Origin of the sequence: Streptomyces sp. NPDC023838 (assembly GCF_040639555.1) — a bacterium.
GTDB lineage: Bacteria > Actinomycetota > Actinomycetes > Streptomycetales > Streptomycetaceae > Streptomyces.
This window is the reverse complement of sequence record NZ_JBFAAD010000002.1, coordinates 383,287-407,810: the sequence shown is the minus strand read 5'-3', so window position 1 is coordinate 407,810 and position 24,524 is coordinate 383,287. Positions and strand designations below refer to the sequence as shown.

Here is a 24,524-nt window from a genome sequence, read left to right as displayed (position 1 = left end):
GCTTCGGGGCCGGGCCGGACGGGCCCTACGGCCTCACAGCCCCCGGCGGGGGCCGGGCGGCAGTGCTGCCGGGAGCTGGTGGAGCCCGGTGTGCTGCCGCCCTGTCATGGGCCCGGTGGTCCCGGCCGTCCCACCGCTGGCCGCCCCGCTCAGCTGCCAGGGCGCGCCGCTGTGCGCGGGGCACGGGTGGAAGCTCGGGACGGTCTGGGGGTGCGGCGCCTGCGAGTGCGCCGGCTGATGGTGCTGGTGGGAGCCGCGGAAGCTGTGCGACCCGGTGTGCCCGAGGGCCGCGAAGCCCCGGAAGTCGAGGTCGTCCTCGCCGCTCCGGTCGCCCGGCAGGGCCCGGAAGGACCGTCGGTACTCCGAGTACAGCGCGTCGTAGATCGGGGTGGCCGAGTGGCCTACCGAGAGGTCCTGCGCGGGGCGCATGGACGGGATCTGTGACTGGTACGGCTGGCGGGAGGGCTCGTATGCGTGCACGTAGGTGCCAACGACCCCGAGGGCTCGCGGATGCGGGCTGACGGCGGATATCGCGCGTCACCGGATGCACGGGGCCCTGTGGGCGTACGCGGGGAGCTCGCCCGGGGGTGACACCGGCGGCCGCCCTCATGGCATGGCGGGCGGGCCGGGCAATGGCGGCGGGGGCCCGGCCGGTGCGCGGTCCGGGCCCCCGTTGGGGAGGGGCGGCTGGAGCGGGGCGTCAGCTCACGTGCCTGCCAGGGGCATCGCCGCCGACACCAGCGTGCCGTCCGAGGCCGCCTTCTCCAGGGCGTCGCGCAGCAGGTCCTCGCGGGGCTGCTGGCCGATGGAGCCGACCGGGGCCGCGAAGACCAGGACGCGCTGGGTGCGGTTGGCGGCCGCGCGCCAGCCCTCGGTCACCTGGAGCGGCTGGTGGGCCTGCCACCAGGAGACCGGGCTGCCGCCGCCGCCCGTGCCGGGCTGCAGGATCGCGTGCAGCTGGCCCATGGCGAGCAGCACCGACCAGCCGGAGAGCACCGAGGGCATCCGGCCCACGTCGGTGACCGGCACGAACCCCTGCTCGATCAGGAGCGGCAGGAACTCGTCCGTGGTGCCGCCCGAGCCGGGGCGGGCGATCGGGGCCGTCGGCTCCACGACGAGCGCCGGGTGCAGCGCGCCCTCGATCAGGATCAGGCCGCTGGTGATGCCCAGCACGGCCTGCTGGGGCGCGGCGCCCCCGAACTCGTCGCCGGTGATGGACCGGACGGCCCCCTGCAACTGCTCCTCGGAGACCTGGACGACCTGGGAGGGGATGCAGGAGGCGTGGGCGAAGGCGAGGACCGCGGTCTCCTCGCCGACGAAGAGCACGGTGCTGGTGGCTTCGTGCTCGGAGTCGCCAGGGGTGCGGCAGGAGGTGCAGTCGTAGCTGCCCGGGGCGTTCTCGCCGGCGAGCAGCCGGTCGGCTTCTTCGTCGCCGATCTCGGCGCGGACGTCCTCGCTGACGTCGAGCATGCGCGGCACGGGTGGCTCCTACTGGATGCGTGTGCCGGGTGGTTCCCGGCTCCTGGAAGGACAACGGCGGATCTGTGGCAGGGGTCACGCCCCAGGACGAACGGAATCGAACCACCGGGCGCGGAGGGTGAGTGCGCCCCCGGAACCCCTTACTCCATGTCAACGCGTGGCGGCTGCACGGAAGTTGACCCGGTGAGGTGAGTCACAGGGCGGGTGGACGGCAGGTCGACAAATCCTGAAATCCATCAATCAAGTGGGTGTCCGGAAATCATCGTTACCGCCGGTAATAGTCAACTGGCCTGGAATGACAAGGCATTGGTTGATACCAGGGTGATCCGGTCCCTACATTCCACGCCGAGTGCACCGAGCACCGCCCGGGCAGCCCGCCCCGTACGGCCGCACGACAGCTACGACTCGTACGACCGCACCACAGGCAAGCGCACGACCCCGGCGGGCGGGGCGGCACGGAACGGGACGCCGGACGCGTCATCCGATCCGTACCGCCTGGGAGACCCGGGTCCTTCGGAAGAGGGACTTCATGTCTGTTGGTACCAGTCGTTCCAGCTCCAAGCGCGGGCGCGGCACGTTGGCGGCGATCGGCGCCGCCGTGGTGGCGGCGCCGCTGGCCCTGCTCGCCGTCTCCGCCGGCCCGGCGGGCGCGGCGGACGGTGCGGTGTGGGACCGCATCGCGCAGTGCGAGAGCGGAGGAAACTGGCACATCAACACCGGCAACGGCTACTACGGCGGACTCCAGTTCTCCGCCGGCTCCTGGCGGGCACACGGCGGCAAGGCGTACGCGTCCACCGCCGACAAGGCCAGCCGGGCGCAGCAGATCGCCGTCGCCACCCGGCTCCAACGGGCGCAGGGCTGGGGCGCGTGGCCCGTCTGCGCCGCCCGGGCGGGGGCGTACGGGGAGGCGCCGTCGGCACCGAAGCCGTCGGCGCCGAAGAAATCAGCACCGAAGACATCAGCACCGAAGAAGTCGGCCCCCAAGGCGTGGGCGCCGAAGAAGCCGGCGGCCAAGCCTTTCCACCAGCCCGCCGCCCAGGCGCGTGACGCCGTACCGGTCAAGGCCGAAACCCGCCAGGCGGGGACCGGCGGGGCCGGGCGCGGTGGCGAGTACACCGTCCGCGCGGGCGACACGCTCAGTGCCGTCGCCGAGGCCCACGGGACCGACTGGCAGTCGCTGTACGCGGCCAACAAGGCGGTCATCGGCGGCGATCCGGACCTGATCCTGCCCGGCCAGCGGCTCGCCCTGTAGCCGCATCCGCACCGCACCACCACCACCGCCCCGCCCGGTCCCGCGACCGGGTGGGGCGCGCGCGTCCGTTCACTCCGGGCCCAGGCCGTCGAACTCCGCGCTCTCGCCGCTGAAGACCACGTTCCCGCGCCGCAGCCGGTGCACGATCGCCGGGCGGCCGGGCGGCAGCCGCTGCTCCGCGACCACCACCGCCCGCTCGCGCGCGAGCTGGGCCAGCAGGTCGTAGGTGCGCTCGGCCGCCTCGGGGGCCATGCCCTGGGCCGGCTCGTCGAGCAGGACGAGCCGGGCGCCGCCGACCAGCGCGCGCGACACCGCGAGCATCCGCTGCTCGCCGCCCGACAGGGTGCCGGCCCGTCGGGCCAACAGCGGGCGCAGCGCCGGATAGCCGTCGAGCGCGGCCGTGAAGTCCCCGCCCGGTGCGGCGAGCCGGAGGTTCTCGGCGACGGTCAGCCCGGCGTGCACCGCCCGTACGTCCGGCACGAGGCACAGGCCGCGCCGCGCGCGGTGGTGCACCGGAAGCCGGGTGACGTCCTCACCGCGCCACACCACCCGCCCGGCCGTCAGCGCCACCGTCCCCGACAGCGCGCGCAGCACGGTCGTGCGGCCGGAGCCGTTGCGGCCGAGCAGGACGGTCAGGGCGCGGGCGGGCACGGCCAGGTCGACGCCGTGCAGCGCCTCCAGCGGGCCGTACCGCACCCGCGCGGCTCGCAGCTCGATCTCCACGCTCATCGCACGGGCCCCTGGTCGACGAGCAGCCCGGCCCGCATCACATGGACCGTGTCCGCGATGTCCGCGACCAGGTCGAGATCGTGCTCGACGACGAGTACGGCCATGCCGTCGGCGGCCAGCGCCCGCAGCACGCGGGCCAGTTCACCGGCCTCGATGGTGTCGAGTCCGGCGGCCGGCTCGTCGAGGAGGAGCGTGTGCGGGCGGCCCGCCAGCGCCCGGCCGAGCTCGACGCGGCGCAGCGTGCCGGTGGGCAGCCCGGCGGCGGGCAGCCGCCGCACCCCGCCCGCCAGGCCCATCAGCCGCAGCGCCTGCTCCACCGCCGCCGGGTCGCGCACCCGGCCCTGCTCGGCCCCGATCCGTACGTTCTCCTCCACCGTCAGCGAAGGGAACACCGCGATCCGCTGGAAGGTCCGCGCGATGCCGAGCCGGGTACGGGCGTGGGCCGGGCGGCGGGTGATGTCGGCCCCGCCGAACGCGACCCGCCCGGCGTCCGGACGCAGGGTGCCGCACAGGCAGTGGAACAGCGTGGTCTTCCCGGCGCCGTTGCCGCCGATCAGCGCGGTGACCCGGCCCGGCGGCACGGTCAGGTCGACGCCCGCGAGGACGGTGTACGAGCCGTACGACATCCGCACCCCGTGCGCGGCGAGTTCGGGGGCGGGCGCCGGGGCGGCGGGGAGTGCGTGCGGGAGCGCGAGCGCCTTCCGTGCCGGGGCCGGTGGCGCCTTCGGCGGGCTGCGCCGGCCGGAGAGCAGCTCGTGCGCCCGCGGGAAGCGGCCGATGAGCAGGGCGAGCAGACCGACCGCGGCGGCCGCCACCCCGCCCCGGGTGCCCGCGTCCAGACCGACCAGCAGGGCGGCCGCGGCCGGGGCGCCGAGCAGGTTGTCGGCGCCGAGCACCACCACCGCCGCGAACCAGAGCAGACCGCGCACCGGGTCGTACGCGCCCGGGTCGAAGGTGCGCAGCCCCATCGAGAGCAGCCCGCCGCCGAGTGCGGCGAGGGCGGCGCCGGTGACGAACGCGAGGAGTTTGAGCGCGGGGACGGGCACGCCCGCCGCCCGCGCGCCCTCCTCGTGGTCGCGCATCGCCGCGAGAGCGCGCCCGGTGCGGCCCCGGCGCAGGGCGGCCACGGCCAGCAACGCGCAGGCGAGCAGGGCGAGTTCGACGGTGTAGTACGCGCGGTCGTCGCCCAGGCCCGCCGGGCGGGTCAGGGTGAGGCCCGAGGTCGCGTACGGCTGGGCGAAGACGAAGCGGCTGGTGGCCACGGCCACCGCGAGCGTGGCCAGGGCGAGGGCCAGGCCGTGGCGGCGGATCGCGGGTCGGCCGGTGAGCAGCCCGAGGGGGGCGACCAGGAGCACCGCGAGGAGCAGCGCGACCAGCTCCGGCACCGACCGCGAGAGCCACCCGGTGAACAGGGCGCCCAGACCCGCGTACGCCGTCTGGCCGAGCGAGATCTGGCCGCCCCGGCCGCTCACCACGACCAGCGAGAGCAGCACGATCGCCAGGGCCGGGACCTGCACGGAGGTGTGCAGATCGGAGCCCGCGAAGCCGAGCGGCAGCAGGAACAGGACGCCCGCCACCAGCCAGGCGGCGGGCGACATCCGCACGGCGGCGACCGTCGTGCGCGACAGCGCGTCCCGCGTCCCGACCCCCGGCAGCACCAGCGCGGCGACCAGCAGCGCCACCACGAACAGGTTCGCCCCCACGGCCTGGACCAGCGGTTCGGCGCGCCCGGACGGATGGAGCCGGGTCAACTGCGCCTGCGCCACCCCGATCAGCAGCGCGGCGCAGACCGCGATCACCACACTGCGCATCCTGGCGATCACCGCGACCGCGATCACCTCGACGACGAGCAGGGGCAGCCCGTACGGGTCGAGGCGTACGTAAGGCGCCAGCAGCACGCCGGTGAGACCGGCGGTGAAGGCGCCGAACGCCCAGCCGACCGAGGCCACCCGGTCGGTGTCGATGCCGCCGAGCGCGGCCAGTTCGCGGTTGTCGACGACCGCCCGCACCTCGCCACCGAACCGCGTCCACCGGGTCACCGCGCCCACCAGGGCGGCGAGGGCCGCCACCACGGCCAGCTGGCCCCAGGGCTCGCCGGTCACCAGGGCCGGGGCGTCGGCCCGCGCACCCGGGCCCCAGATCAGTGCGGCGCCCCCGACGAGCAGCACGAACACGCCGATCGAGGCGACCAGCGTGCGGGCCGGGTCGTTGCCCTGGAGGGACAGCGGGCGGAAGAACAGGACGTCCAGCAGCACGCCCAGGCCCGGGGCCACCACGAGCAGGGTGACGGCGGCGGCCGCGGCGAGCGGCCAGTGCCACTCGACCACCAGCTGGCGCAGTACGTAGGCGCAGACCATCGCGATCGCGCCGTGCGCCAGATTGAGCACGCCGGTGGCCCGGTAGGTGACGACGAGGCCCATGCCGGTGAGGGCCGCGGCGCTGCCGACCGTGAGTCCCGCGAGGGTCAGGTCGTACGTCAGGCCCGTCACGGTCAGGGCTCGCACACGGGGCAGGGCTCCAGCGGCGCCCCGCCCGCCGGGCGCGCGTCGGGCCGCCCGGCCACCAGCGGGCAGTCGGGGCGGTGGGCGAGGGTGCCGCCGGGGACGCGGAGCAAGGGGCCGTCGGAGGAGGGAGGTCCGGGCTCGTCGGCGGGCGGGGTCTCCTGCCCGGTCCCGTTCACCCGAACAGCTGCTTCCGCATCGGCCGTCCGCGCCAGCAGCACCGCCCCCGCCACGATCAGGGCCGCGCCCGGGACCGTACAGGAGGCGAGGTAGGGGATCTGGCGGGCGGCGAAGCGCTCGCCGGAGACGCCGTACCAGCCCGCGACGCAGAGGACCGCGCCGCAGGCGGCGGCAGCCAGGCCCGCCCACAGCAGCCGGGAAGTCCGCATCAGGTGCCCATGTCCGGTGTCCGCCCGTCTGGTGGTCGAAGGCGATTCCTTGCACTATGCCCTGAAGCGGCAGACGCTGGAAGCATCCAGTCTTGGTGGTGAGCCAGATGAGTCCCGGCACACGTGTTCGGCCCGCGGCCTGGGCGGCCGCGGCGGTGCTCGTGCTGTGTCCGGCCGCCGCGGCGTGCTCGGACAGCGGCGGCGGCGCCGGGAAGTCGCCCTCTCCCACCGCGACCGCGCCCGCCAACTCCCCGGCCCCGGACCGGCCGGCCGACCCGGCGGCCGCGAAGGCCCAGATCACGAAGAACTGGACGACGTTCTTCGACCCCCGGGCGTCCACCGACGCCAAGGTGAAGGTGCTGGAGAACGGCGAGGCGCTGCGGCCGCTGCTCGCCGCGTTCGGCGACGACAAGAACGCGGCGCAGTCCTCCGCGCAGGTCACCGCCGTCGACTTCACCTCGCCCACCGAGGCGGCCGTGACGTACGACCTGCTGGTCGGCGGCAGTCCGGCGCTCCCCGGCGCCAAGGGCACCGCCGTGTACCAGGACCAGACATGGAAGGTCTCCGTCCGGACGCTGTGCGCCCTCGTCCGCCTGAGCGGCAATGCGGCCGCGCCGGGCTGCTGAAGGCCTGCTGCTGACGGCGCTGCTCGTGCTGGGCGCCGGCTGCGGCAGCCGGCTGCCCGAGCGGGACTTCGAGGACCGGCCGACCGCGCCGGCGGCCGAGCCGCTCCGGATCGGCATCATCGCGAGCGAGACCAGCCCGGTCGGCGGCGCCGCGTTCACCGGGCCGCGCGACGGCGCCCGCGCCTACTTCGACGCCCTCAACGCCCAAGGCGGGCTCGGCGGCCGCAAGGTGGAGGTGCTCACCTGCGACGACGGGGGCAGCGGGGTCGGCAACACCGAGTGCGTGCACCGGCTGGTGACCGAGCGGAAGGTGTTCGCGCTGGTCGCCACCACCGCGCTCGACTACGCGGGCGCCCCCGAGGTCTCCGCCGCGGGCGTCCCCGACATCGGTGGCCAGTCCATCGGCGCGGCCTACGACACCTATCCGCACCTGTACGGGATCTACGGCAGCGAGGCCCCGCGCGACGGCACGCCCGGCTGGGGCGGCAGCCTCTACGGCGGCACCGAGGTCTACCGCTACTTCAAGCGCGAGCAGGGCGCCCGCACGGCCGCCGTCGTCTCCTACAACCAGGCCGCGTCCGCCGCGTACGCCCGTCTGGTGACCGCCGGGCTGAAGGCCGAGGGGTACGACGTGGTCGGCGAGCAGGTCGACTTCGTGCTGCCGAACTTCCGCGCGGTCGCCGCCGATCTGAAGGCCCGGGGCGCCGATCTCGTCTTCGACGCGCTGGACACGCACGGCAATGTGCAGCTGTGCGAGGCGATGGACGCGCTCGGGGTGAAGGTCACCGCCAAGGTCACCCAGGTGCAGAACTGGAACGCGGCGGTGCCCGACGACTACCGGGACGCCCCGGGCTGCCGCAACGCCCTGTGGGTGACCGGCTCTTCGCGCAACTACGAGGAGAAGGACCAGCCGGAGGTACGGGCGTTCCGGGCGGCGGTGAAGAGCGCGCCGCTCTCGCAGTGGCAGCTGGAGGGGTGGGCGGCGGCGATGTGGTTCACCGACGCCGCCCGGTCCTGCCCGGCGGCCGCACTCACGCGCGCGTGCGTGGAGAAGTTCATGAACCGGCCCGAGCCGTACACCGCGCACGGGCTGCTGCTCCCGGTGTCGTACGAGCACCTGGCCCGGCCGCCGAAGGAGCGCCGCAGCTGTCTGTCGGTGGCCCGCTGGCGGGACGGCGAGGGGTGGGTGACCCAGGGCGAGATGACCGCCAACTGCTTCACCGTGCCGCAGCTGGCCTACCGGCCCTGAGGGTCCTCACTCCTTCTCCAGGACCGGTGCCGTCTCCTTCTGCCGGCCCCGCGCCAGGTCGTCGCGGAACGGCGCGAACTCGGGGTGGTGCAGGTCGAAGGCGGGCGACTCGGTGCGGATCCGGGGGATCGTGGTGAAGTTGTGGCGCGGCGGCGGGCAGGAGGTCGCCCATTCGAGGGAGCGCCCGAAGCCCCAGGGGTCGTCGACCTCCACCTTCGTCCCGTACTTCGCCGTCTTCCAGACGTTGTAGAGGAACGGGAGCGTCGACATGCCGAGCAGGAAGGCGCCGATGGAGGACACCGTGTTGAGGGCGGTGAAGCCGTCGGCGGCCAGGTAGTCCGCGTACCGGCGCGGCATGCCCTCGGCGCCCAGCCAGTGCTGGACCAGGAACGTGGTGTGGAAGCCGACGAAGAGCGTCCAGAAGTGGATCTTCCCCAGCCGTTCGTCGAGCATCTTTCCGGTGAACTTCGGCCACCAGAAGTAGAAGCCCCCGAAGGTGGCGAAGACGACCGTGCCGAAGACGACGTAGTGGAAGTGGGCGACCACGAAGTACGAGTCGGTGACGTGGAAGTCGAGGGGCGGCGAGGCGAGGATGACGCCGGTGAGGCCGCCGAACAGGAAGCTGATGAGGAAGCCCACGGCCCAGAGCATCGGCGTCTCGAAGCTGAGCGAGCCGCGCAGCATCGTGCCCGACCAGTTGAAGAACTTCACCCCGGTCGGCACCGCGATCAGGAACGACATGAAGGAGAAGAACGGCAGCAGCACCGCGCCGGTGGCGAACATGTGGTGCGCCCACACCACGATCGACAGGCCGGTGATGGCCATGGTGGCGCCGACCAGTGTGAGGTAGCCGAAGATCGGCTTGCGCGCGAAGACCGGGATGATCTCCGTGATGATGCCGAAGAACGGCAGCGCGATGATGTAGACCTCGGGATGGCCGAAGAACCAGAAGAGGTGCTGCCACAGCAGCGCGCCTCCCCACTGCGGCTCGAAGACCACCGATCCGAACCTGCGGTCCGCCTCCAGGACGAGCAGCGCCGCCGCGAGCACCGGGAACGCGAGCAGCACCAGGATCGAGGTGAATAGCACGTTCCAGGTGAAGACCGGCATCCGGAACATCGTCATCCCGGGCGCGCGCATCCCGATGATGGTGGTCAGGAAGTTCACCGCGCCCAGGATCGTCCCGAACCCGGAGAGCGCCAGCCCCATGATCCACAGGTCGGCGCCGACACCGGGGGAGCGGGTCATCGAGTTGAGCGGCGCGTAGGCGAACCAGCCGAAGGCCGCGGGGCCCCCGGGCACCAGCAGTGAGCCGAGGACGATGAGCCCGCCGAAGAGGAACAGCCAGTACGCCAGCATGTTGAGCCGGGGGAACGCCACGTCGGGGGCGCCGATCTGGAGCGGCATGATCTCGTTGGCGAAGCCCGCGAAGGTGGGGGTGGCGAAGAGCAGCAGCATGATCGTGCCGTGCAGGGTGAACATCTGGTTGAACGTGTTGTTCGACATGATCTGGAGCCCGGGGCGGGCCAGCTCGGCCCGCATGAACATGGCCATCAGCCCGGCGATCAGGAAGAAGGCGAACGACGTGATCAGGTAGAGGTGCCCGATCTTCTTGTGGTCCGTGGTGGTCAGCCAGTCCACGATCACCCGGCCCGACTGCCGGGCCTCCGCCGGTCCCGCTTCCGCGGTCGCCGTCTCCGTACCCATCGCCGCCCCCCACTCAGGTGTGTCAGGCATCAGGCCGGTAGCCATGATGCTCGCGCTGGTACCCGGTCCGACAGGGTGCGTACACGACCGGGATAGGCGCATACGAGCCAACGCGCCGGACGCAGCCGACGGCGAAGGGGATCCGCCGTCGGTGCGGATCGTGTAAGGATGCCGTGAATTCCCCATGGTCCGTCAATTTCCCACGCGGGGGGCCTGGGGAGAAATTCGGGCGGCGGTTTCGGGGGCGCTCTCCGGGAAATTCGGTAATGGGGCCGAACGGCCCGCCGGAGGCTGGGCGATTTCCGGGCGGGCTGACCGGAACTCCCCGTACGAGTGACCACGTTCGAGGTAAACCCCGCTCATGATCCTGTGACACAAGTGTGACAGGCGGGGGACGTGGTGCGGACAGCGGCAGGGCAGGGGCCCGGCTTCCGTCACCGCCCCGGGGCGCCTACGGTGGCTGACATGGCACCCATACCAGCACCCTCCGCACAGCCCGACGACTCTCCCGAGGCCTATGTGGGCCTGGCCGGTGAGGCCGCCGAGCGGCTGGCACGCGCGCGTGGCTGGACCACGGTCAGATCGCTCGCTCCCGGCTCGATCATCACGATGGAGTACCTGGAAGGGCGGCTGAACTTCGAGGTGGCCGACGGCAAGGTGATCCGCTGCTGGCGCGGCTGAGCCGCTCTCCCGTACGACCGTACGACGCCTGGCGATCTCCTACGGAACGACGAAGGCCCCGGAAGCTCCAGTGGAGCCTGCCGGGGCCTTCGTGCCGCGGGGGTGGTTGTGCGTACCGTTCCCCGCTGCTTCGCGGGCGTCAGCCGCCGAGGGGGCGGGCGGGTGCCGGGCGCGGGGCGCGCTCGGGGTGCTGCGGGCGCCTGCTGGCCGCCGGGGGCACCGGGGGGCGCTCGGGGCGCGGACCGGCGTGCGGCGGCCGGGCGGGGCCGCGGGTCGGGCCGGTGCGCCCGCCACTGGCCGCGCCCACCGGCTCGCGCACGGGCGCGTCGTTCTCGCTCGCGGTGCGCTGGGCGAAGACGCCGGGCAGCGCGCCGGCCGGAACGGGCAGTGCCGGAGCGGCAGTTCCGCGTGCGCGCCACTTGGCCCGCAGTGCGAAGACGAGGGCCTCGGCGCGGGCGATCAGCGGCTCGCACCAGGGCAGGGCCAGCAGGATGAGCAGCCCGGCCGCCCAGCCGAGGAGCACGTCGCTCACCCAGTGCGTACCGAGGTAGACGGTGGTGGCGCCGACGCCCAGGGCGACCACCGCGGAGATCACCGACAGCCAGCGCCGGGCCCGCGGGGTGGTGGCCAGATAGGCGAGGATGCCCCAGGTCACGACCGCGTTGGCGGTGTGGCCGGAGGGGAATATGTCGCCGCCCGCGAACAGTTCGGCCGAGCCGATCTGCGTCGCGTAGTGCGGGCCGAGACGGCCGAGGCCGAGCTTGACCGCGCCGACCGTGATGTTCAGGAGCAGCAGCGAGGCGCCGAGCGCGAGCAGCGGGCGCAGGGTGTGCTGCCGCCAGGAGCGCCAGCCCAGCCAGGCCGCGACCATCACCGCCGTGGGGCCGCGCTGGCCCAGGACCACGAAGTAGTCGAGGAAGGCGTGCAGCTGCGGCCACTGCTCGTACGGCCGGAACAGCATGACCTTCCAGTCCAGCTCGACGAGCCAGGACGAGGCGAGCACGGCGACGACGATGGCGACGTAGAACGCCATCGTCGCGCTGAAGAGGATCACGCGGTGACGGCTCATCCGCGGGATCGCTATCTTCGGCGGCTCGGGCTCCCGGTCCAGACGGGCGAAGATTCGGTCGGTACGCACCCAATCGACGTTACAGCGAGTGAGTGACGGCCCAGGCCGATCCGGCGCGTTTGTGATGACGATGTGATGTGGAGTATGTCTCACGTCACGGTTTATTCCCGGGCCTGCGGAATGTGTGGATGACCGTGGAATCTATTCCGTCGCGGACCGGCCGGGAACGCACTTTGAATCCGCTGAACGGTTTTTCCGGGAAGCGGGGCGGAATTCATCGTTCAGTCATCGGGCCTGGCACCGGGTGCCAAGATTCACCGACACGGGGTGCCAAGATCATTAATCCCCCGGGGTGACGGCTCGGCACTCAGTTCGATGTGGCGTACGCCACAGGGTGCGCCCAAGGGGGTGAGAGGTGTACCACGTGCCGATGGCCGGAACTCGCGTACGCTGACGAATCACTCGCTCGTCGATGCCGGGCCCACAAGACCGCACAGGTCCAGGGTCCGCCGAGAGCGGGGACGACGCGTCACCGCGAGGCCGGTGCGTCCCGGGACCCCGGCAGGGGCCGCCGTACAGGAGGTACACACATGGCAGGAACGATGACGGATGCCGCACGCCCGCGTGCCACCGCCGGCGGTGCCAACCGCTGGGTCGTCCTCGTCGTCCTCTGTGTGAGTCTGCTGCTCGTCGCGCTCGACGCGACCGTCCTGCACGTCGCCGTCCCCTCGGTCACCGAGGACCTGCGCCCCAGCGCGACCGCGCTGCTGTGGATCGTGGACGCCTACCCGCTGGTCTGCGCCGCCCTCCTGATCCTCTTCGGCACCCTCGGCGACCGCGTCGGCCGCCGCCGGGTGCTGCTGCTCGGTTACGGGATCTTCGGCCTGGCCTCCGCCGTGGCGGCCCTGGCCGGGTCGGCCGAGCTCCTGATCGTGGCGCGGGCGCTGCTCGGCGTCGGCGGCGCGATGATCATGCCCGCCACGCTCTCCATCCTCCGCGCGGTCTTCCCGGACCGTCGCGAACGGGCCACCGCCATCGGCGTGTGGACCGCCACCGCCGCGATAGGCGCCGCCACCGGACCGGTGCTCGGCGGCTTCCTCGTCCAGCACTTCTGGTGGGGCTCGGTCTTCCTGATCAACATCCCGCTGATGGCGGTGATCCTTCCGCTGGGCCGCAAGCTGCTGCCCGAGTCGAAGGGCCGCGCCGACGGGCCGTGGGACGTGCTCGGCGCGCTGACGGCCGCCGCCGGAGTGATCACCCTGGTCCTCGGCGTGAAGCGGCTGGGCGCCGGCCACGGGCCGCTCGACGTCTTCACCCTGGCGCCGCTGTGCGCGGGCACAGCCCTGATCGTGCTCTTCGTACGCCGCCAGAAGCGGCGCCGGCATCCGCTGGTCGACATGCGGATGTTCGCCCGGCCCACCTTCTCCACCTCGGTGGGGTGCATCGTCCTCGCCATGCTGGCGCTGGTCGGCCTGGAGCTCATAGCCGTCCAGTACCTCCAGCTGATCCTCGGGCTCAGTCCGCTCGAAACCGGCCTTCGGCTGCTGCCGCTCACCTTCGCCGCGATGGCCGCGGGCGCCACCGGCTCGCACACCCTGCGCCGGTTCGGCCCGCGCAGGATGGTCGTGTGCGGCTTCGCGCTGACCGCCGCCGCCGTGCTGCTGCTCGTCCTGATGGGCCAGCACGACCGGCCGCTGCTGCTCACCAGCGCTTTCATAGTCCTCGGCTTCGGCCTCCAGACGACGCTCTTCGGGGCGTACGAATCGATGCTGAGCGAGGCGCCCGCCGACTGCGCGGGCGGGGCCGCCGCCATAGGCGAGACCTCCTACCAGCTCGGCGCCGGCATGGGCATCGCCCTGCTCGGCAGCGTCATGAACGCGGCCTACGCCCCCGGCCTCGCCTCGGTCCCCGGTGTCCCGCGCGAGGCCTCGGCCGGCGCGGCCAACTCGCTGGGCGAGGCCTATGACATGGCGGACCGCCTCGGCGGCCCGGCGGGCGCGGCCCTGCGCGGCGCCGCGCAGCACTCCTTCGTCCACGGTCTGCATGTGACGCTGCTGGTCAGTGTGGGCCTGCTGATCCTGGGCGCGGTGGCCGCGCTGCGGCTGCCCCGGGTGATGGAGTGCGGGGCGCAGCACCCCGAGCCCGCGCCCGGCCTGCCCGAGCAGCGGACCGAGCTCCACGTCAGGGTGCCCGCGGCGGCGGGCGTTCCGGCCACCGAGGCGGCGGGACCGGGGCCCGGCGGCCCCTGAGGCGGTCCAGCGGGGTCTGGACGCGCGGCACACTGAGCCGTAACGTCAGCGGTCAGCAATAACTACCACTGCTAGTTTTAGCTGAGCCGCACAGGTTCTCAGGGACGCCGGAGGCATCCTCATGTCCGCACCCGCCAAGCTGCCCCCCTTCGACCCGGCCGACCCCCTCGGCATCGACGACCTGCTGAGCGACGAGGACCTCGCGATCCGCGACACCGTCCGCTCCTGGGCCGCCGACCGGGTCCTGCCGCACATCGCCGAGTGGTACGAGAGCGGCGAGCTGCCCGTCCGTGAGCTCGCGCGGGAGCTCGGCGGCATCGGCGCGCTCGGCATGTCGCTCACCGGCCATGGCTGCGCGGGCGCCACCGCCGTCCAGTACGGCCTGGCCTGTCTGGAGCTGGAAGCCGCCGACTCCGGCATCCGCTCGCTCGTCTCGGTCCAGGGCTCGCTCGCGATGTACGCGATCTGGAAGTACGGATCCGAGGAGCAGAAGGAGCGCTGGCTGCCCTCGATGGCGGCCGGCGAGACCATCGGCTGCTTCGGCCTCACCGAGCCCGACCACGGCTCCGACCCGGCCGGGATGCGGACGTACGCGAAGAGGGACGGCACCGACTGGGTGCTCAACGGCCGCAAGATGTGGATCACCAACGGCTCGGTCGCCGGGGTCGCGGTGGTCTGGGCGCAGACCGACGAGGGAATTCGCGGCTTCGCCGTTCCCACCGACGCCCCCGGGTTCTCGGCCCCCGAGATCAAGCACAAGTGGTCGCTGCGGGCCTCGGTCACCAGCGAGCTGGTCATGGACGACGTGCGGCTGCCGGCCGACGCGCTGCTGCCGGGGGTCACCGGGCTGAAGGGCCCGCTGAGCTGCCTCTCGCACGCGCGGTACGGAATCGTCTGGGGCGCGATGGGCGCGGCCCGCGCCTCGTTCCAGGCCGCGGTGGACTACGCGAAGACCCGCGAGCAGTTCGGCAGGCCCATCGGCGGCTTCCAGCTCACCCAGGCCAAGCTCGCCGACATGGCGGTCGAGCTGCACAAGGGCGTCCTGCTCGCCCACCATCTGGGGCTGCGCATGGACGCGGGCAGGCTCCGTCCGGAACAGGTCAGTTTCGGAAAGCTCAACAACGTGCGGGAAGCGATCGAGATCTGCCGCACCTCGCGCACGATCCTCGGGGCCAACGGGATCTCGCTGGAGTACCCCGTGATGCGGCACGCCACCAATCTGGAGTCGGTGCTCACCTATGAGGGCACCGTGGAGATGCACCAGCTGGTGCTGGGCAAGGCGCTCACCGGACTGGATGCGTTCCGGTGAACCGTGATCCCGTGATCTGATCCCGTGATCCCGTGATCCGGTGAGCGCCCTGCTCAGCTCTGGTTGAAGAAGCCGCCGGGGGCGCGGCCCGCGGCCTCGCCGCTGACGATCTGGGTGTCGGCGGGGGTCAGCAGGAAGACCCTCGTCGCCACGCGCTCGATGGAGCCGCGCAGCCCGAACGTCAGGCCGGCCGCGAAGTCCACGACGCGCTTGGCGTCACCGGGCTCCATGGACGTGAGGTTCACGATGACCGGGACGCCCTCGCGGAAGAGCTCGCCGATGCCGCGCGCGTCACGGAACCCGTCGGGCGTGACCGTGGCGATCCGGCGGCCCTGCTCCTGGGCCGCCTCGGAGGCCACCCGCACCCGCGGGTCCGTCACCCAGGCTTCGCCGGACTCGGCTCCCTCGGTGTACTCGTCGTCGTAGTAGCGGTCGTCGTTGTCCTCGACAAGTCCCAGCCAGGCACTCGCCTTGCGCACCGATCCCATGGACGCCTCCTCTCACAGCGGACTTCTTCATGCTTCTTCTTGCTTCTTTTCGCGTTCTGTATCCCTATGGTCGTCCATGATGCGGATACCGCGCCAAGTGGATAGCCGCCGTGCAGGGGATTCGTGACGGGACTGGTGCAGAAGATGTGGCGATTCGTCAGCTTTCTTCCGCTGTGCGGCAGGTAACCGATACAAAATATGAACTTCCGTCCAGACGGGTGATGCTGCGGTCGTACGGGTGAACGGATGGCTCGATACGATGCCTGCCGCACTGTTGAACGAGGCGTGGGGCGGGGTGCCCCACGGCACCCGGGGGAGCGTCGTGTTCGGAATCGTCAGGCCCTGTTCGCATCGGCTCACCGAGGGCCTGAAAACCGAGTGGATGGCCCATCTCTGCGGCCTCTGCCTGGCACTTCGCTCCGACCACGGCCAGCTCGCCCGGATCGTGACCAACTACGACGGGCTGATCGTCTCGGTTCTGACGGAGGCTCAGGTCGAGAGTGGCACCGGGCGCAGGCGGACCGCCGGACCCTGTCCGCTGCGTGCGATGCGGACGGCACCGGTCGCCCAGGGCGAGGGCGCCCGGCTCGCCGCGGCCGTCTCGCTGGTCCTGGCCTCGGCGAAGGTCCGCGACCACGTCGCCGACCGGGACGGTCTGTTGAAGCGCAGGCCAGTGGCGCTCGCGGCCCGCCGGATCGCCGCGAGCTGGGACCGGGCGGGCGCCCGCACCGGCGCCTCCCTCGGGTTCGACACGGCGGTCCTGGTCGACGCGGTCGACCGGCAGACCGCGATCGAGGCGCTCGCGGGGCCGGGGACCTCCCTGCTCACCGTCACCGAGCCGACCGAGACGGCCACCGCCGCGGCCTTCGCGCACACGGCCGTACTCGCCGGGCGGCCGCACAACGCCGAGCCGCTGGCCGAGGCCGGCCGCCTCTTCGGGCGGCTCGCGCACCTCCTGGACGCCGTGGAGGACCAGGCTTCTGACGCCGCGTCGGGCGCCTGGAACCCGCTCACGGCGACCGGCACCGACCTGGCCGAGGCGCGGCGGCTCGCCGACGACGCGGTGCACGGCATCCGGCTCGCCCTGCGCGAGGTCGACTTCGTCGACGGCAGGCTGGCGCACGTCCTGCTCGCGCATGAGCTGAAGCAGTCCGTGAACCGGTCCTTCGGGACGGCGGGCTGCGCCCACGGGGGCGGCCACGCGGCTCACGGCTCCCACCAGCCCGGCCCCTACGGCAGCCCGCCGCCCGGCGGCCCGTACGCCCCCGTGCCCGGCAACCCGTACGGCGCCCCGCCGCAGGGCGAGGGCCCGAGGCCGCCCGCCCCACGCGGGTTCCTCGCCGGGTGCGGTGTGTTCGCCGGGCTCTGCTGCACCTGCCAGATGTGCTGCGCCAAGGAGTACGAGGGCCCCTGGTCGCGCAGGAAGCACGAGGGCTTCTGCCGGGACTGTGACTGCGACTGCTGCGATTGCTGTGATGTCTGCAAGTGCTGTGACGGCTGCGATTGCTGTGATGGATGCGACTGCTGCGACTGTGGATGTGACTGCTGACGTACCGTCATGAGGCCTGTACGTAGGGTCACTTTTGTTCGGTGGGTGAGATCGGTGACGCGATGACGCGATGGTGCGAGGGGAGGGGTGCGCGGGTGTCAGCCGTGTGAAGGCGCGGGAGAGCGGCGCGCGCGGGCGCCGGGGGAAATCCGTGCAGAGGATCGGCTCAACAGGACGAGGACCACACTCGACCGAAGTCGATGTGGGAGCGCGTGACCAGCCACTGCTGCGGATGCATGGCCCAAGTGGAACAGGCATCCGTATCCGCGTCAACTGCCGTGAGACGTACGGCTCACAGTGCGGACAGCCTTGACAGGCGGCCGTACGCACCGCATAGCCTCGGGAACGGACCGTGCTGAGGGGCTGGTCCGCGCTGTGTCCCGTGAAGGCATCACCGTGTTCGATCCCGGCATCCACGGAGCCTTCGCATGCCCCTGCCCCGCCCGCGCCTCCCCGTTGCGCAACAGCCCTCCGTTCTGGTCGTCGTCGGCGCCGGACCGCGCGGGACCGGATTCCTGGAGCGGCTCGCCGCCGGCCTTCCCGCCCTGTACGGGAGCCGGCCGCTGGACATCCATGTGGTGGACCCCCATCCGCCCGGCGGCGGCCGGATCTGGCGCGCGGAGCAGTCGCCGCTGCTGTGGATGAACTCCATGGCCGAGGACGTCACCATGTTCACCGACGAGACCGTCGAGCAGGAGGGCCCGGTACGTCCGGGGCCCACCCTCGCCGAGTGGGCCGGGATCGACGGGCAGACCTTCCCGAGCCGGCGGGCGCAGGGCGCCTATCTGCGCTGGGTGTACGAGGAGGCGGTGGCCGCGCTCGGCCCCGCCGTCACCGTCCACGAGCACCGCACCCGGGTGCTGCGGATCGGCGGCCCGCGCGAGGGCCGCCAGCAGGTGTGGCTCGACGGCCGCGCCGAGCCGCTGGCCGCCGATCTGGTGGTGCTCACCCTCGGTCATCTGGACGCCGAACCGGACATCGAACAGCGGGAGTTGACGGACTTCGCGGCCCGCCACGGGCTCGTCCACCTGCCGCCCGCCTTCACCGCCGACCAGGACCTGTCGGCCCTGCGCCCCGGCGAACCGGTGATCGTGCGCGGCTTCGGACTCGCCTTCGTCGACCTGATGGTGCTGCTCACCGAGGGGCGCGGCGGGCGCTACGACGAGAGCGGGACCTACCACCCGTCCGGCCGCGAGCCGGTCCTCCACGTCGGCTCGCGGCGCGGGGTCCCGTACCACTCCAAGATCGGCTACGCCTGGCAGGGCGAACGGCCGCCGCTGCCGCGCTTCTTCGGGCCGGACGCCGTCGACGAGCTGCTGAAGCGGCCGGGCCGCCCCGACTTCCGGCGGGACGTGTGGCCGCTCATCGACAAGGAGCTCGGCTTCGCGCACTACCACCGGCTCTTCGCCGCCCACCCCGGGCGCACGGCCGTCAGCTGGAGCGCCTTCGAGGAGAGGTACGCGGCGGCCGGCGCGGGAAGCCCCGAGCTGCACGCCCTGGTCGCCGCCGCCGTCCCCGACCCGGCCGACCGGCTCGACCTGGCGGCCCTCGACCACCCCCTGGACGGAGTGCGCTTCGCGTCGTCCGGCGCCCTCCAGGAGGGGCTGCGCACCTACATCGCCCAGGATCTGACGCGCCGTCATGACGATGCGTACAGCCCTGACCTGGCGGTCTTCCTCGGGCTGCTCTCGGTCTACGGGCAGCTCCCGCGGCTCGGTGACGTGGGTGGCTGGTGGCACGGGTTCTTCAGCTACCTCGCCTCCGGTCCGCCCGGCCCCCGGCTGCGCCAGTTGCTTGCGCTCTCCGACGCCGGGGTCGTCCGCTTCCTCGGCGCGGGCATCACCGTGGAGCGCGACGAGGACAGGGGCGTCTTCCGGGCGGGCGGCGCCAGTGTGCCGGGGGAGTGGACCGAGGCGCGCGCCCTGGTCGAGGCGCGGCTGCCCGAGCCGTCGCTGGAGCGCATCCGCAGCCCGCTGCTGCGCGCGCTCCACCGGGACGGCGCGGACGTGACCGCGAGCGGGCTGCTCGCGGTCGACCCCGCCGACGGGCGCGTCCTGGACCGCGACGGGCGCCCGCATCCGCGCCGCTTCGCGCTCGGCCCGCACACCACCGCGCGGGCGTCCGGCGCGTTCACCCGGCCCCGCACCGGGGGGCCCGCGTTCCGGCAGAACGACGCCTGCGCGCGCGCCGCGCTGAGCTTCCTGCGCGACCTCGCGTGTCGCCCGCTCAGCGCCTGACCGGACGCCGCGGACCCCATCCCGTACCACCCCCCTCTCCGTCGTCCCTCTTCGCAAGGAGCATCGACATGCCCCCTTTCCCTACTCCCGCCGTACCGTCGCCCACCCGGCCGCTCCACCTCGCCGCCGACATCGGCGGCCCGCCCCACTACGACGCCCGCCACTACACCGCCCTCGCCCGGCTCGCCGAGCGCGGCACCCTGGACTTCGTCACGCTCGGCGACTCCTTCGCCCGGCCCGGCCCGGACGCGCTCGCCGTGCTCGCCCGGGTCGCGCCCGCCACCGAACGGATCGGGCTCGTGCCCACGGTGACCACCACCCACACCGAGCCCTTCCACGTCTCCTCGGCCGTGGCCACCCTGGACTGGGTGAGCCGGGGCCGGGCCGGCTGGAGCCCCGAGGTGTCCACCACCGAGGCGGAGGCCGCGCTCTTCGGCCGCCGCCCCGCCGCGCCCGCCGCCGACCTGTGGCACGAGGCACGCGAAGTCGCCGACGTGGCGGCCAAGTTGTGGGACAGCTGGGAGGACGGCGCCGAGATCCGCGACGAGCCGACCGGCCGCTTCATCGACCGCGACAAGCTGCACCACGTCGACTTCGAGGGCCGTACGTTCTCGGTGCGCGGCCCTGCCATCGTGCCCCGGCCGCCCCAGGGCCACCCCGTCACGGTGATCGACGCGACCGCCCCCGAGCCGCGCGCGGCCGCCGTCCGGCACGCCGACGTGGCGCTGGTGCGCGCCGAGGACCCGGCCGCCGCCCGCGAACTGCGCGAGGAGCTGCGCGACCGGGCCCGCGCCCACGGCCGCGACCCCGAACGGCTGCGGGTGCTCGTCTCGCTCCCGGTCGAGCTGCACACCACCGCCGACGCGGTCGGGCTCGCCGGGCTCATCGGCGACTGGTACGAGCAGGGCGCCGCCGAGGGCTTCCTGCTGCGGCCGGCCGACCCCGAGCGCGATCTGGCGCTGGTCGTCGACGGGACCGTACCGGTGCTCCAGCACCGGGGCTTACTGCGCCGCTTCTATCCCGGCGCCACACTCCGCGAACACCTGGGCCTGGCCCGGGCCGTCAACCAGTACGCGCAGGCCGGGAGCGCCTCATGACCAAGCAGATGCACCTTGCCGCCCACTTCCCGGGCGTCAACAACACCACCGTGTGGGCCGACCCGCCCTCCCGTCGCCCGGTCACCACCCCGGCAGGATGCGCTCCGCGCGGCCCCTCTATCGGGAGCCAGATCGACTTCTCCTCCTTCACCCATCTGGCTCGCACCGCCGAGCGCGGCCGGTTCGACTTCTTCTTCCTCGCCGAGGGGCTGCGGCTGCGTGAGCACAAGGGACGCATCCATGACCTCGACGTGGTCGGCCGCCCCGAGTCGCTCACCGTGCTCGGCGCGCTCGCGGCCGTCACCGAGCACCTGGGCCTCGCCGCCACCGTCAACGCCACCTTCAACGAGCCGTACGAGCTCGCCCGGCGCCTGTCCTCCCTCGACCACCTCTCCGCCGGGCGCGCCGCCTGGAACGTGGTCACCTCGTCCGACGCGTTCACCGGGGAGAACTTCCGGCGCGGCGGCTATCTGGACCACGCCGACCGGTACACCCGGGCAGCCGAATTCGTCGCCACCGCCCGGGAGTTGTGGGATTCCTGGACGCCGGAGGGCACCCTGCGTCCCTTTGCCCACCAGGGGCAGCACTTCTCCATATCCGGGGAGTTCACGCTCCCGCGCTCCCCGCAGGGCCACCCGGTCGTCATCCAGGCCGGGGACTCCGGCGAGGGCCGCGAGTTCGCCGCCTCCGCCGCCGACGTCGTCTTCACGCGGCACGGAACCCTGGAGGCCGGGCGGGAGTTCTACGCCGATGTGAAGTCCCGGCTCGCCAAGTACGGCAGGCGCCCCGAGGACCTGAAGATCATGCCGGGGGTGACCTTCGTCCTGGGCGACACCGACGCCGAGGCACAGGAGAAGGCCGCCGACATCCGGCGCCGCCAGGTCTCCCCGCAGAACGCGATCGTCGCGCTGGAGCAGATCTGGGGCCGCGACCTGTCCGCGTACGACCCGGACGGGCCGCTCCCGGAGATCGACCCGGACCCGGAGTCCGAGCTGGTCAAGGGGCGGGTGAAGGTGGGGGACCCCTTCGCGGTCGCCGCCCGGTGGCGGGCGCTGTCCGAGGCCAAGGGCCTCTCCATCCGGCAGACGGTCATCGAGACGACCGCCCGTCAGTCCTTCATCGGGACAGCGGCCTCGGTCGCGGCTCAGCTCACCGAGTTCGTGGCGGCCGAGGCCGCAGACGGCTTCATCCTCGTCCCGCATCTGACGCCGGGCGGACTCGATGACTTCGTCGACCACGTGGTGCCGCTGCTCCAGGAGCGCGGAGCCTTCCGTACGGAATACTCCGGCCCGACGCTGCGCTCGCATCTGGGGCTGCCCACCCCCGTACGGAAGGGTTGAACACATGAGCACGGACGCGGTGAGAGATCCGCAGGACGCGGCACAGGAGTGGAAGCACTGGCACGAACGGCGCGTCGAGTCCGTCGCGGCGCCCTACGGTCCGCTGGCGCTGACCGGCACCCACTGGCTCGCCGACGCGGTGGAGGGGCGAATTCCGGCCGTGCCGGGCGAGTGGCGCGAAGACGACGACGCGGTGGTGCTCACGGCGGCGGCGCAGGACGGGATCGTGCTCGACGGCGAACCCTTCAGCGGCGAGGTGCGCCTCACCGCCGACCACACCCCGGTCGGTGAGTCCCGGCTGGCCCAGGGCGCGCGGCGGCTCGTGGTGCTGCGCCGCGAGGGGTTGTGGGCGGTGCGGGTCTGGGACCCCGAGGCCGAGCGCCGGCGCGCCTTCGCGGGCATCGGGGCGACGCCGTACCAGGCGCGCTGGGCGGTGCCCGCCACCTTCCGCCCGTACGAGGAGGCGCGGACCGTACGGGTGGCGAACGCCGACGGCGTGGAGCGCGGACTCGGCCTCGGCGGGGAGCTCGCGTTCGCGCTCGACGGCCGGGAACACACCCTCCAGGTGGCGGTCGAGGACGACGGCGCGCTCTGGGCGGTGTTCGCCGATGCGACCAGCGGGGATTCGACCTTCCGGTTCCGTTTCCTGCGCCCCGGCGCACCCGATGCGCACGGACGGCTCACGGTCGACTTCAACCGCGCACTGCTGCCGCCGTGCGCCTTCGCGGAGCACTTCATCTGCCCCTTCCCGCCCCCGGGCAACACCCTCGACGTGGCGGTGGAGGCGGGCGAGCGGACCGTCCTCACCCACTGATCCACCGGACCTGAAACCCCCAACGGCCCGGCCGAAAGGCGCCCTTGCGCCCGACGGCCGGGCCGCCGAATACTCCCTCCCAAGCGCTTGTCAGGAGCACGGCTGGCGCCCAACAGTGCTGCCGTCAGCTCCGGCTGCGCCTCACGGGGTCCCCCCACCCAACTCGGGCCCCTCGATTCCCTTCGGGAGGAACAGAAGTGAGGATCAAGCGCACCACCCCCACCCGCCACAGCGGTCTCGCGAGACGTACGAAGGCATTCGCCCTCACCGCCGGGCTCCTCGCCGCCGGCGCCCTCGCGGTCCCCACCGCAAACGCCACCCCGGCCCAGGTGTTCAGCGCCACCCAGCTCTCGGCGGCGAGCAGTGCCGTACTCGGCGCCGATGTCGCGGGCACCGCCTGGAACGTCGACCCCGCCACGCACACGCTGGTCGTGACCGCCGACTCCACCGTGAGCAAGGCCGACATCGCCAAGATCAAGCGGCAGGCCGGCGCCAACGCGTCCGCCATACGCGTCGAGCGGACCGCCGGCAAGTTCAACAAGCTGCTCTCCGGCGGCGACGCCATCTACGCGCCGAGCTGGCGCTGTTCCCTCGGCTTCAACGTCAAGAAGGGCAGCACCTACTACTTCCTGACGGCCGGTCACTGCACCGAGGGCAAGCCGCCCTGGTACACGAGCTCCTCGCACTCCACGAGCATCGGCCCGACGGTCGGCACCAGCTTCCCGGGCAACGACTACGGCCTCGTGCAGTACACGAACACCTCGCTCTCCCACCCCAGCGCGGTGGGCAGCCAGCCCATCAGCAGCGCGGCCAACCCCACGGTCGGCCAGACGGTCACCCGGCGCGGCTCGACCACCGGCGTCCACAGCGGCCGGGTCACCGCGCTCAACGCCACCGTCAACTACGGCGGCGGCGACATCGTGTACGGCCTGATCAAGACGACGGTGTGCGCCGAGCCCGGCGACTCCGGCGGCCCGCTCTACGCCGGCTCCACCGCCCTCGGCCTCACCTCCGGCGGCAGCGGCAACTGCTCCTCCGGCGGTACGACCTTCTTCCAGCCGGTGGTCGAGGCCATGAACGCCTATGGCGTCAGCCTCTTCTGACGGCTGATCACCTCGCTGCCCCGGCAGCGGCGAGCCCCCGTCCGGCCATCGGGCGGGGGCTTGTTCCCTGCGCCCGTCCATCGGCCAGGACTGGACGCGATGCGCCTTTTTGGGAGGATGGTCACGGCGGAGAGGCGACCGGACACACGGGGTGAGTCAGTGAAACGCATCGGAGTGACCGGCCATCGAGACATTCCCTCCGAGGCGCTGGGGGAGATCCGCACCTGTCTGCGCGGTCTGCTGTGCGGACACGACGGTTCGCTGGAGGCCCTCTCCAGCCTCGCGGTCGGCGCCGACCAGCTCTTCGCGTCCATCGCCCTGGAGTGCGGCGCCTCCCTGACCGTGGTCATCCCCAGCGGCGACTACGAGTCGGGCTTCGCCGACGCCGCCGAACTCGCCCGCTACCAGGGGCTGAAGAGGCAGGCCACCCAGGAGGTCCGGATGGACTTCCCGCACGCCACGGACGAGGCCTACTACGCGGCCGGCGCCTACATCGCGGACAACTGCGACCGTCTGGTCGCCGTCTGGGACGGCCAGCCCGCGCGGGGGCTCGGCGGCACGGGCGACATCGTCCAGTACGCCCGCAGCCTGGGCAAGACGGTCACGGTGGTGTGGCGTGACGGGGTGCGCCGCCCGTAGCGGCGCACCGGGGCGGG

Annotated in this window: 21 protein-coding genes; 13 read left to right on the top strand and 8 right to left on the bottom strand. The window is 72.8% G+C overall.

Features of this window, described 5'->3' with window-relative positions:
* Nucleotides 1-33: 33 nt before the first annotated feature.
* Both AB0G17_RS04115 and AB0G17_RS04110 read right to left on the bottom strand, forming a co-directional pair.
* Entirely contained in the window at nt 34-429 is a 396-nt protein-coding gene (locus tag AB0G17_RS04115) for a hypothetical protein (RefSeq protein WP_361375246.1), read from the bottom strand.
* A 276-nt stretch (nt 430-705) separates the two neighbouring features.
* Nucleotides 706-1,479, bottom strand: a complete 774-nt coding sequence (locus AB0G17_RS04110; RefSeq protein ID WP_361375244.1) for a hypothetical protein — start codon at nt 1,477-1,479, stop codon at nt 706-708.
* Nucleotides 1,480-2,008: 529 nt separating this feature from the next.
* Between AB0G17_RS04110 and AB0G17_RS04105 the strand changes: the two genes are divergently transcribed.
* Entirely contained in the window at nt 2,009-2,731 is a 723-nt protein-coding gene (locus tag AB0G17_RS04105) for a transglycosylase family protein (RefSeq protein ID WP_361375242.1), read from the top strand.
* Between the two features lie 69 nt (nt 2,732-2,800).
* On the opposite strand, the gene AB0G17_RS04100 is transcribed toward AB0G17_RS04105, so the two are convergent.
* The 3 genes from AB0G17_RS04100 to AB0G17_RS04090 are packed head-to-tail and all read right to left on the bottom strand — an operon-like array spanning nt 2,801 to nt 6,350.
* Entirely contained in the window at nt 2,801-3,460 is a 660-nt protein-coding gene (locus tag AB0G17_RS04100) for an ATP-binding cassette domain-containing protein (RefSeq protein WP_361375240.1), read from the bottom strand.
* Complete coding sequence (locus AB0G17_RS04095) at nt 3,457-5,949, bottom strand: ATP-binding cassette domain-containing protein (RefSeq protein WP_361375350.1); 2,493 nt, start codon at nt 5,947-5,949, stop codon at nt 3,457-3,459. Before AB0G17_RS04095 ends, AB0G17_RS04100 begins: the two co-directional genes overlap by 4 nt.
* A gap of 2 nt (nt 5,950-5,951) precedes the next feature.
* The gene (locus AB0G17_RS04090; protein WP_361375238.1) at nt 5,952-6,350 is read right to left on the bottom strand and encodes a hypothetical protein; all 399 of its coding nucleotides are present in this window, start codon (nt 6,348-6,350) and stop codon (nt 5,952-5,954) included.
* 107 nt (nt 6,351-6,457) lie between these two features.
* Here AB0G17_RS04090 and AB0G17_RS04085 point away from each other — a divergent pair, with 107 nt between their 5' ends.
* Entirely contained in the window at nt 6,458-6,976 is a 519-nt protein-coding gene (locus AB0G17_RS04085) for a hypothetical protein (RefSeq protein WP_361375236.1), read from the top strand.
* Nucleotides 6,954-8,225, top strand: coding sequence for an ABC transporter substrate-binding protein (locus AB0G17_RS04080; protein WP_361375234.1), 1,272 nt, complete (start codon nt 6,954-6,956; stop codon nt 8,223-8,225). Before AB0G17_RS04085 ends, AB0G17_RS04080 begins: the two co-directional genes overlap by 23 nt.
* A gap of 6 nt (nt 8,226-8,231) precedes the next feature.
* Here AB0G17_RS04080 and ctaD read toward each other — a convergent pair whose 3' ends face one another.
* Nucleotides 8,232-9,932: a cytochrome c oxidase subunit I gene (ctaD, locus tag AB0G17_RS04075; RefSeq protein WP_361375348.1), complete on the bottom strand. Its 1,701-nt coding sequence runs from the start codon at nt 9,930-9,932 to the stop codon at nt 8,232-8,234.
* 465 nt (nt 9,933-10,397) lie between these two features.
* Between ctaD and AB0G17_RS04070 the strand changes: the two genes are divergently transcribed.
* Nucleotides 10,398-10,613, top strand: coding sequence for an I78 family peptidase inhibitor (locus AB0G17_RS04070; protein ID WP_361375232.1), 216 nt, complete (start codon nt 10,398-10,400; stop codon nt 10,611-10,613).
* Nucleotides 10,614-10,752: 139 nt separating this feature from the next.
* Here the strand turns inward: AB0G17_RS04070 and AB0G17_RS04065 are convergent, their stop codons facing one another.
* Nucleotides 10,753-11,751 (bottom strand): phosphatase PAP2 family protein, encoded by a 999-nt coding sequence (locus tag AB0G17_RS04065; protein ID WP_361375230.1) that lies wholly within the window; start codon nt 11,749-11,751, stop codon nt 10,753-10,755.
* Nucleotides 11,752-12,272: 521 nt separating this feature from the next.
* Here AB0G17_RS04065 and AB0G17_RS04060 point away from each other — a divergent pair.
* Both AB0G17_RS04060 and AB0G17_RS04055 read left to right on the top strand, forming a co-directional pair.
* On the top strand, nt 12,273-13,931 hold the full coding sequence (locus tag AB0G17_RS04060; RefSeq protein WP_361375228.1) for an MFS transporter: 1,659 nt from the start codon (nt 12,273-12,275) through the stop codon (nt 13,929-13,931).
* A gap of 121 nt (nt 13,932-14,052) precedes the next feature.
* A complete protein-coding gene (locus tag AB0G17_RS04055; protein WP_361375226.1) occupies nt 14,053-15,240 on the top strand; it encodes an acyl-CoA dehydrogenase family protein in 1,188 nt (395 codons plus the stop codon).
* Between the two features lie 53 nt (nt 15,241-15,293).
* Here the strand turns inward: AB0G17_RS04055 and sepF are convergent, their stop codons facing one another.
* Nucleotides 15,294-15,728 (bottom strand): cell division protein SepF, encoded by a 435-nt coding sequence (gene sepF, locus AB0G17_RS04050; RefSeq protein ID WP_361375224.1) that lies wholly within the window; start codon nt 15,726-15,728, stop codon nt 15,294-15,296.
* Nucleotides 15,729-16,050: 322 nt separating this feature from the next.
* Between sepF and AB0G17_RS04045 the strand changes: the two genes are divergently transcribed.
* From AB0G17_RS04045 to AB0G17_RS04015, 7 genes are all read left to right on the top strand, one after another.
* A complete protein-coding gene (locus AB0G17_RS04045) occupies nt 16,051-17,277 on the top strand; it encodes a DUF5685 family protein (RefSeq protein WP_361375346.1) in 1,227 nt (408 codons plus the stop codon).
* A gap of 428 nt (nt 17,278-17,705) precedes the next feature.
* Entirely contained in the window at nt 17,706-19,514 is a 1,809-nt protein-coding gene (locus AB0G17_RS04040) for an FAD/NAD(P)-binding protein (RefSeq protein ID WP_361375222.1), read from the top strand.
* 68 nt (nt 19,515-19,582) lie between these two features.
* A complete protein-coding gene (locus tag AB0G17_RS04035) occupies nt 19,583-20,611 on the top strand; it encodes an LLM class flavin-dependent oxidoreductase (RefSeq protein WP_361375220.1) in 1,029 nt (342 codons plus the stop codon).
* Nucleotides 20,608-21,951: an NtaA/DmoA family FMN-dependent monooxygenase gene (locus tag AB0G17_RS04030; RefSeq protein WP_361375218.1), complete on the top strand. Its 1,344-nt coding sequence runs from the start codon at nt 20,608-20,610 to the stop codon at nt 21,949-21,951. Before AB0G17_RS04035 ends, AB0G17_RS04030 begins: the two co-directional genes overlap by 4 nt.
* A gap of 4 nt (nt 21,952-21,955) precedes the next feature.
* The gene (locus AB0G17_RS04025; RefSeq protein ID WP_361375216.1) at nt 21,956-22,765 is read left to right on the top strand and encodes a DUF1684 domain-containing protein; all 810 of its coding nucleotides are present in this window, start codon (nt 21,956-21,958) and stop codon (nt 22,763-22,765) included.
* Nucleotides 22,766-22,962: 197 nt separating this feature from the next.
* Entirely contained in the window at nt 22,963-23,868 is a 906-nt protein-coding gene (locus AB0G17_RS04020) for a S1 family peptidase (RefSeq protein WP_361375214.1), read from the top strand.
* A gap of 159 nt (nt 23,869-24,027) precedes the next feature.
* Entirely contained in the window at nt 24,028-24,507 is a 480-nt protein-coding gene (locus tag AB0G17_RS04015; RefSeq protein ID WP_361375212.1) for a hypothetical protein, read from the top strand.
* Nucleotides 24,508-24,524 lie beyond the last annotated feature (17 nt).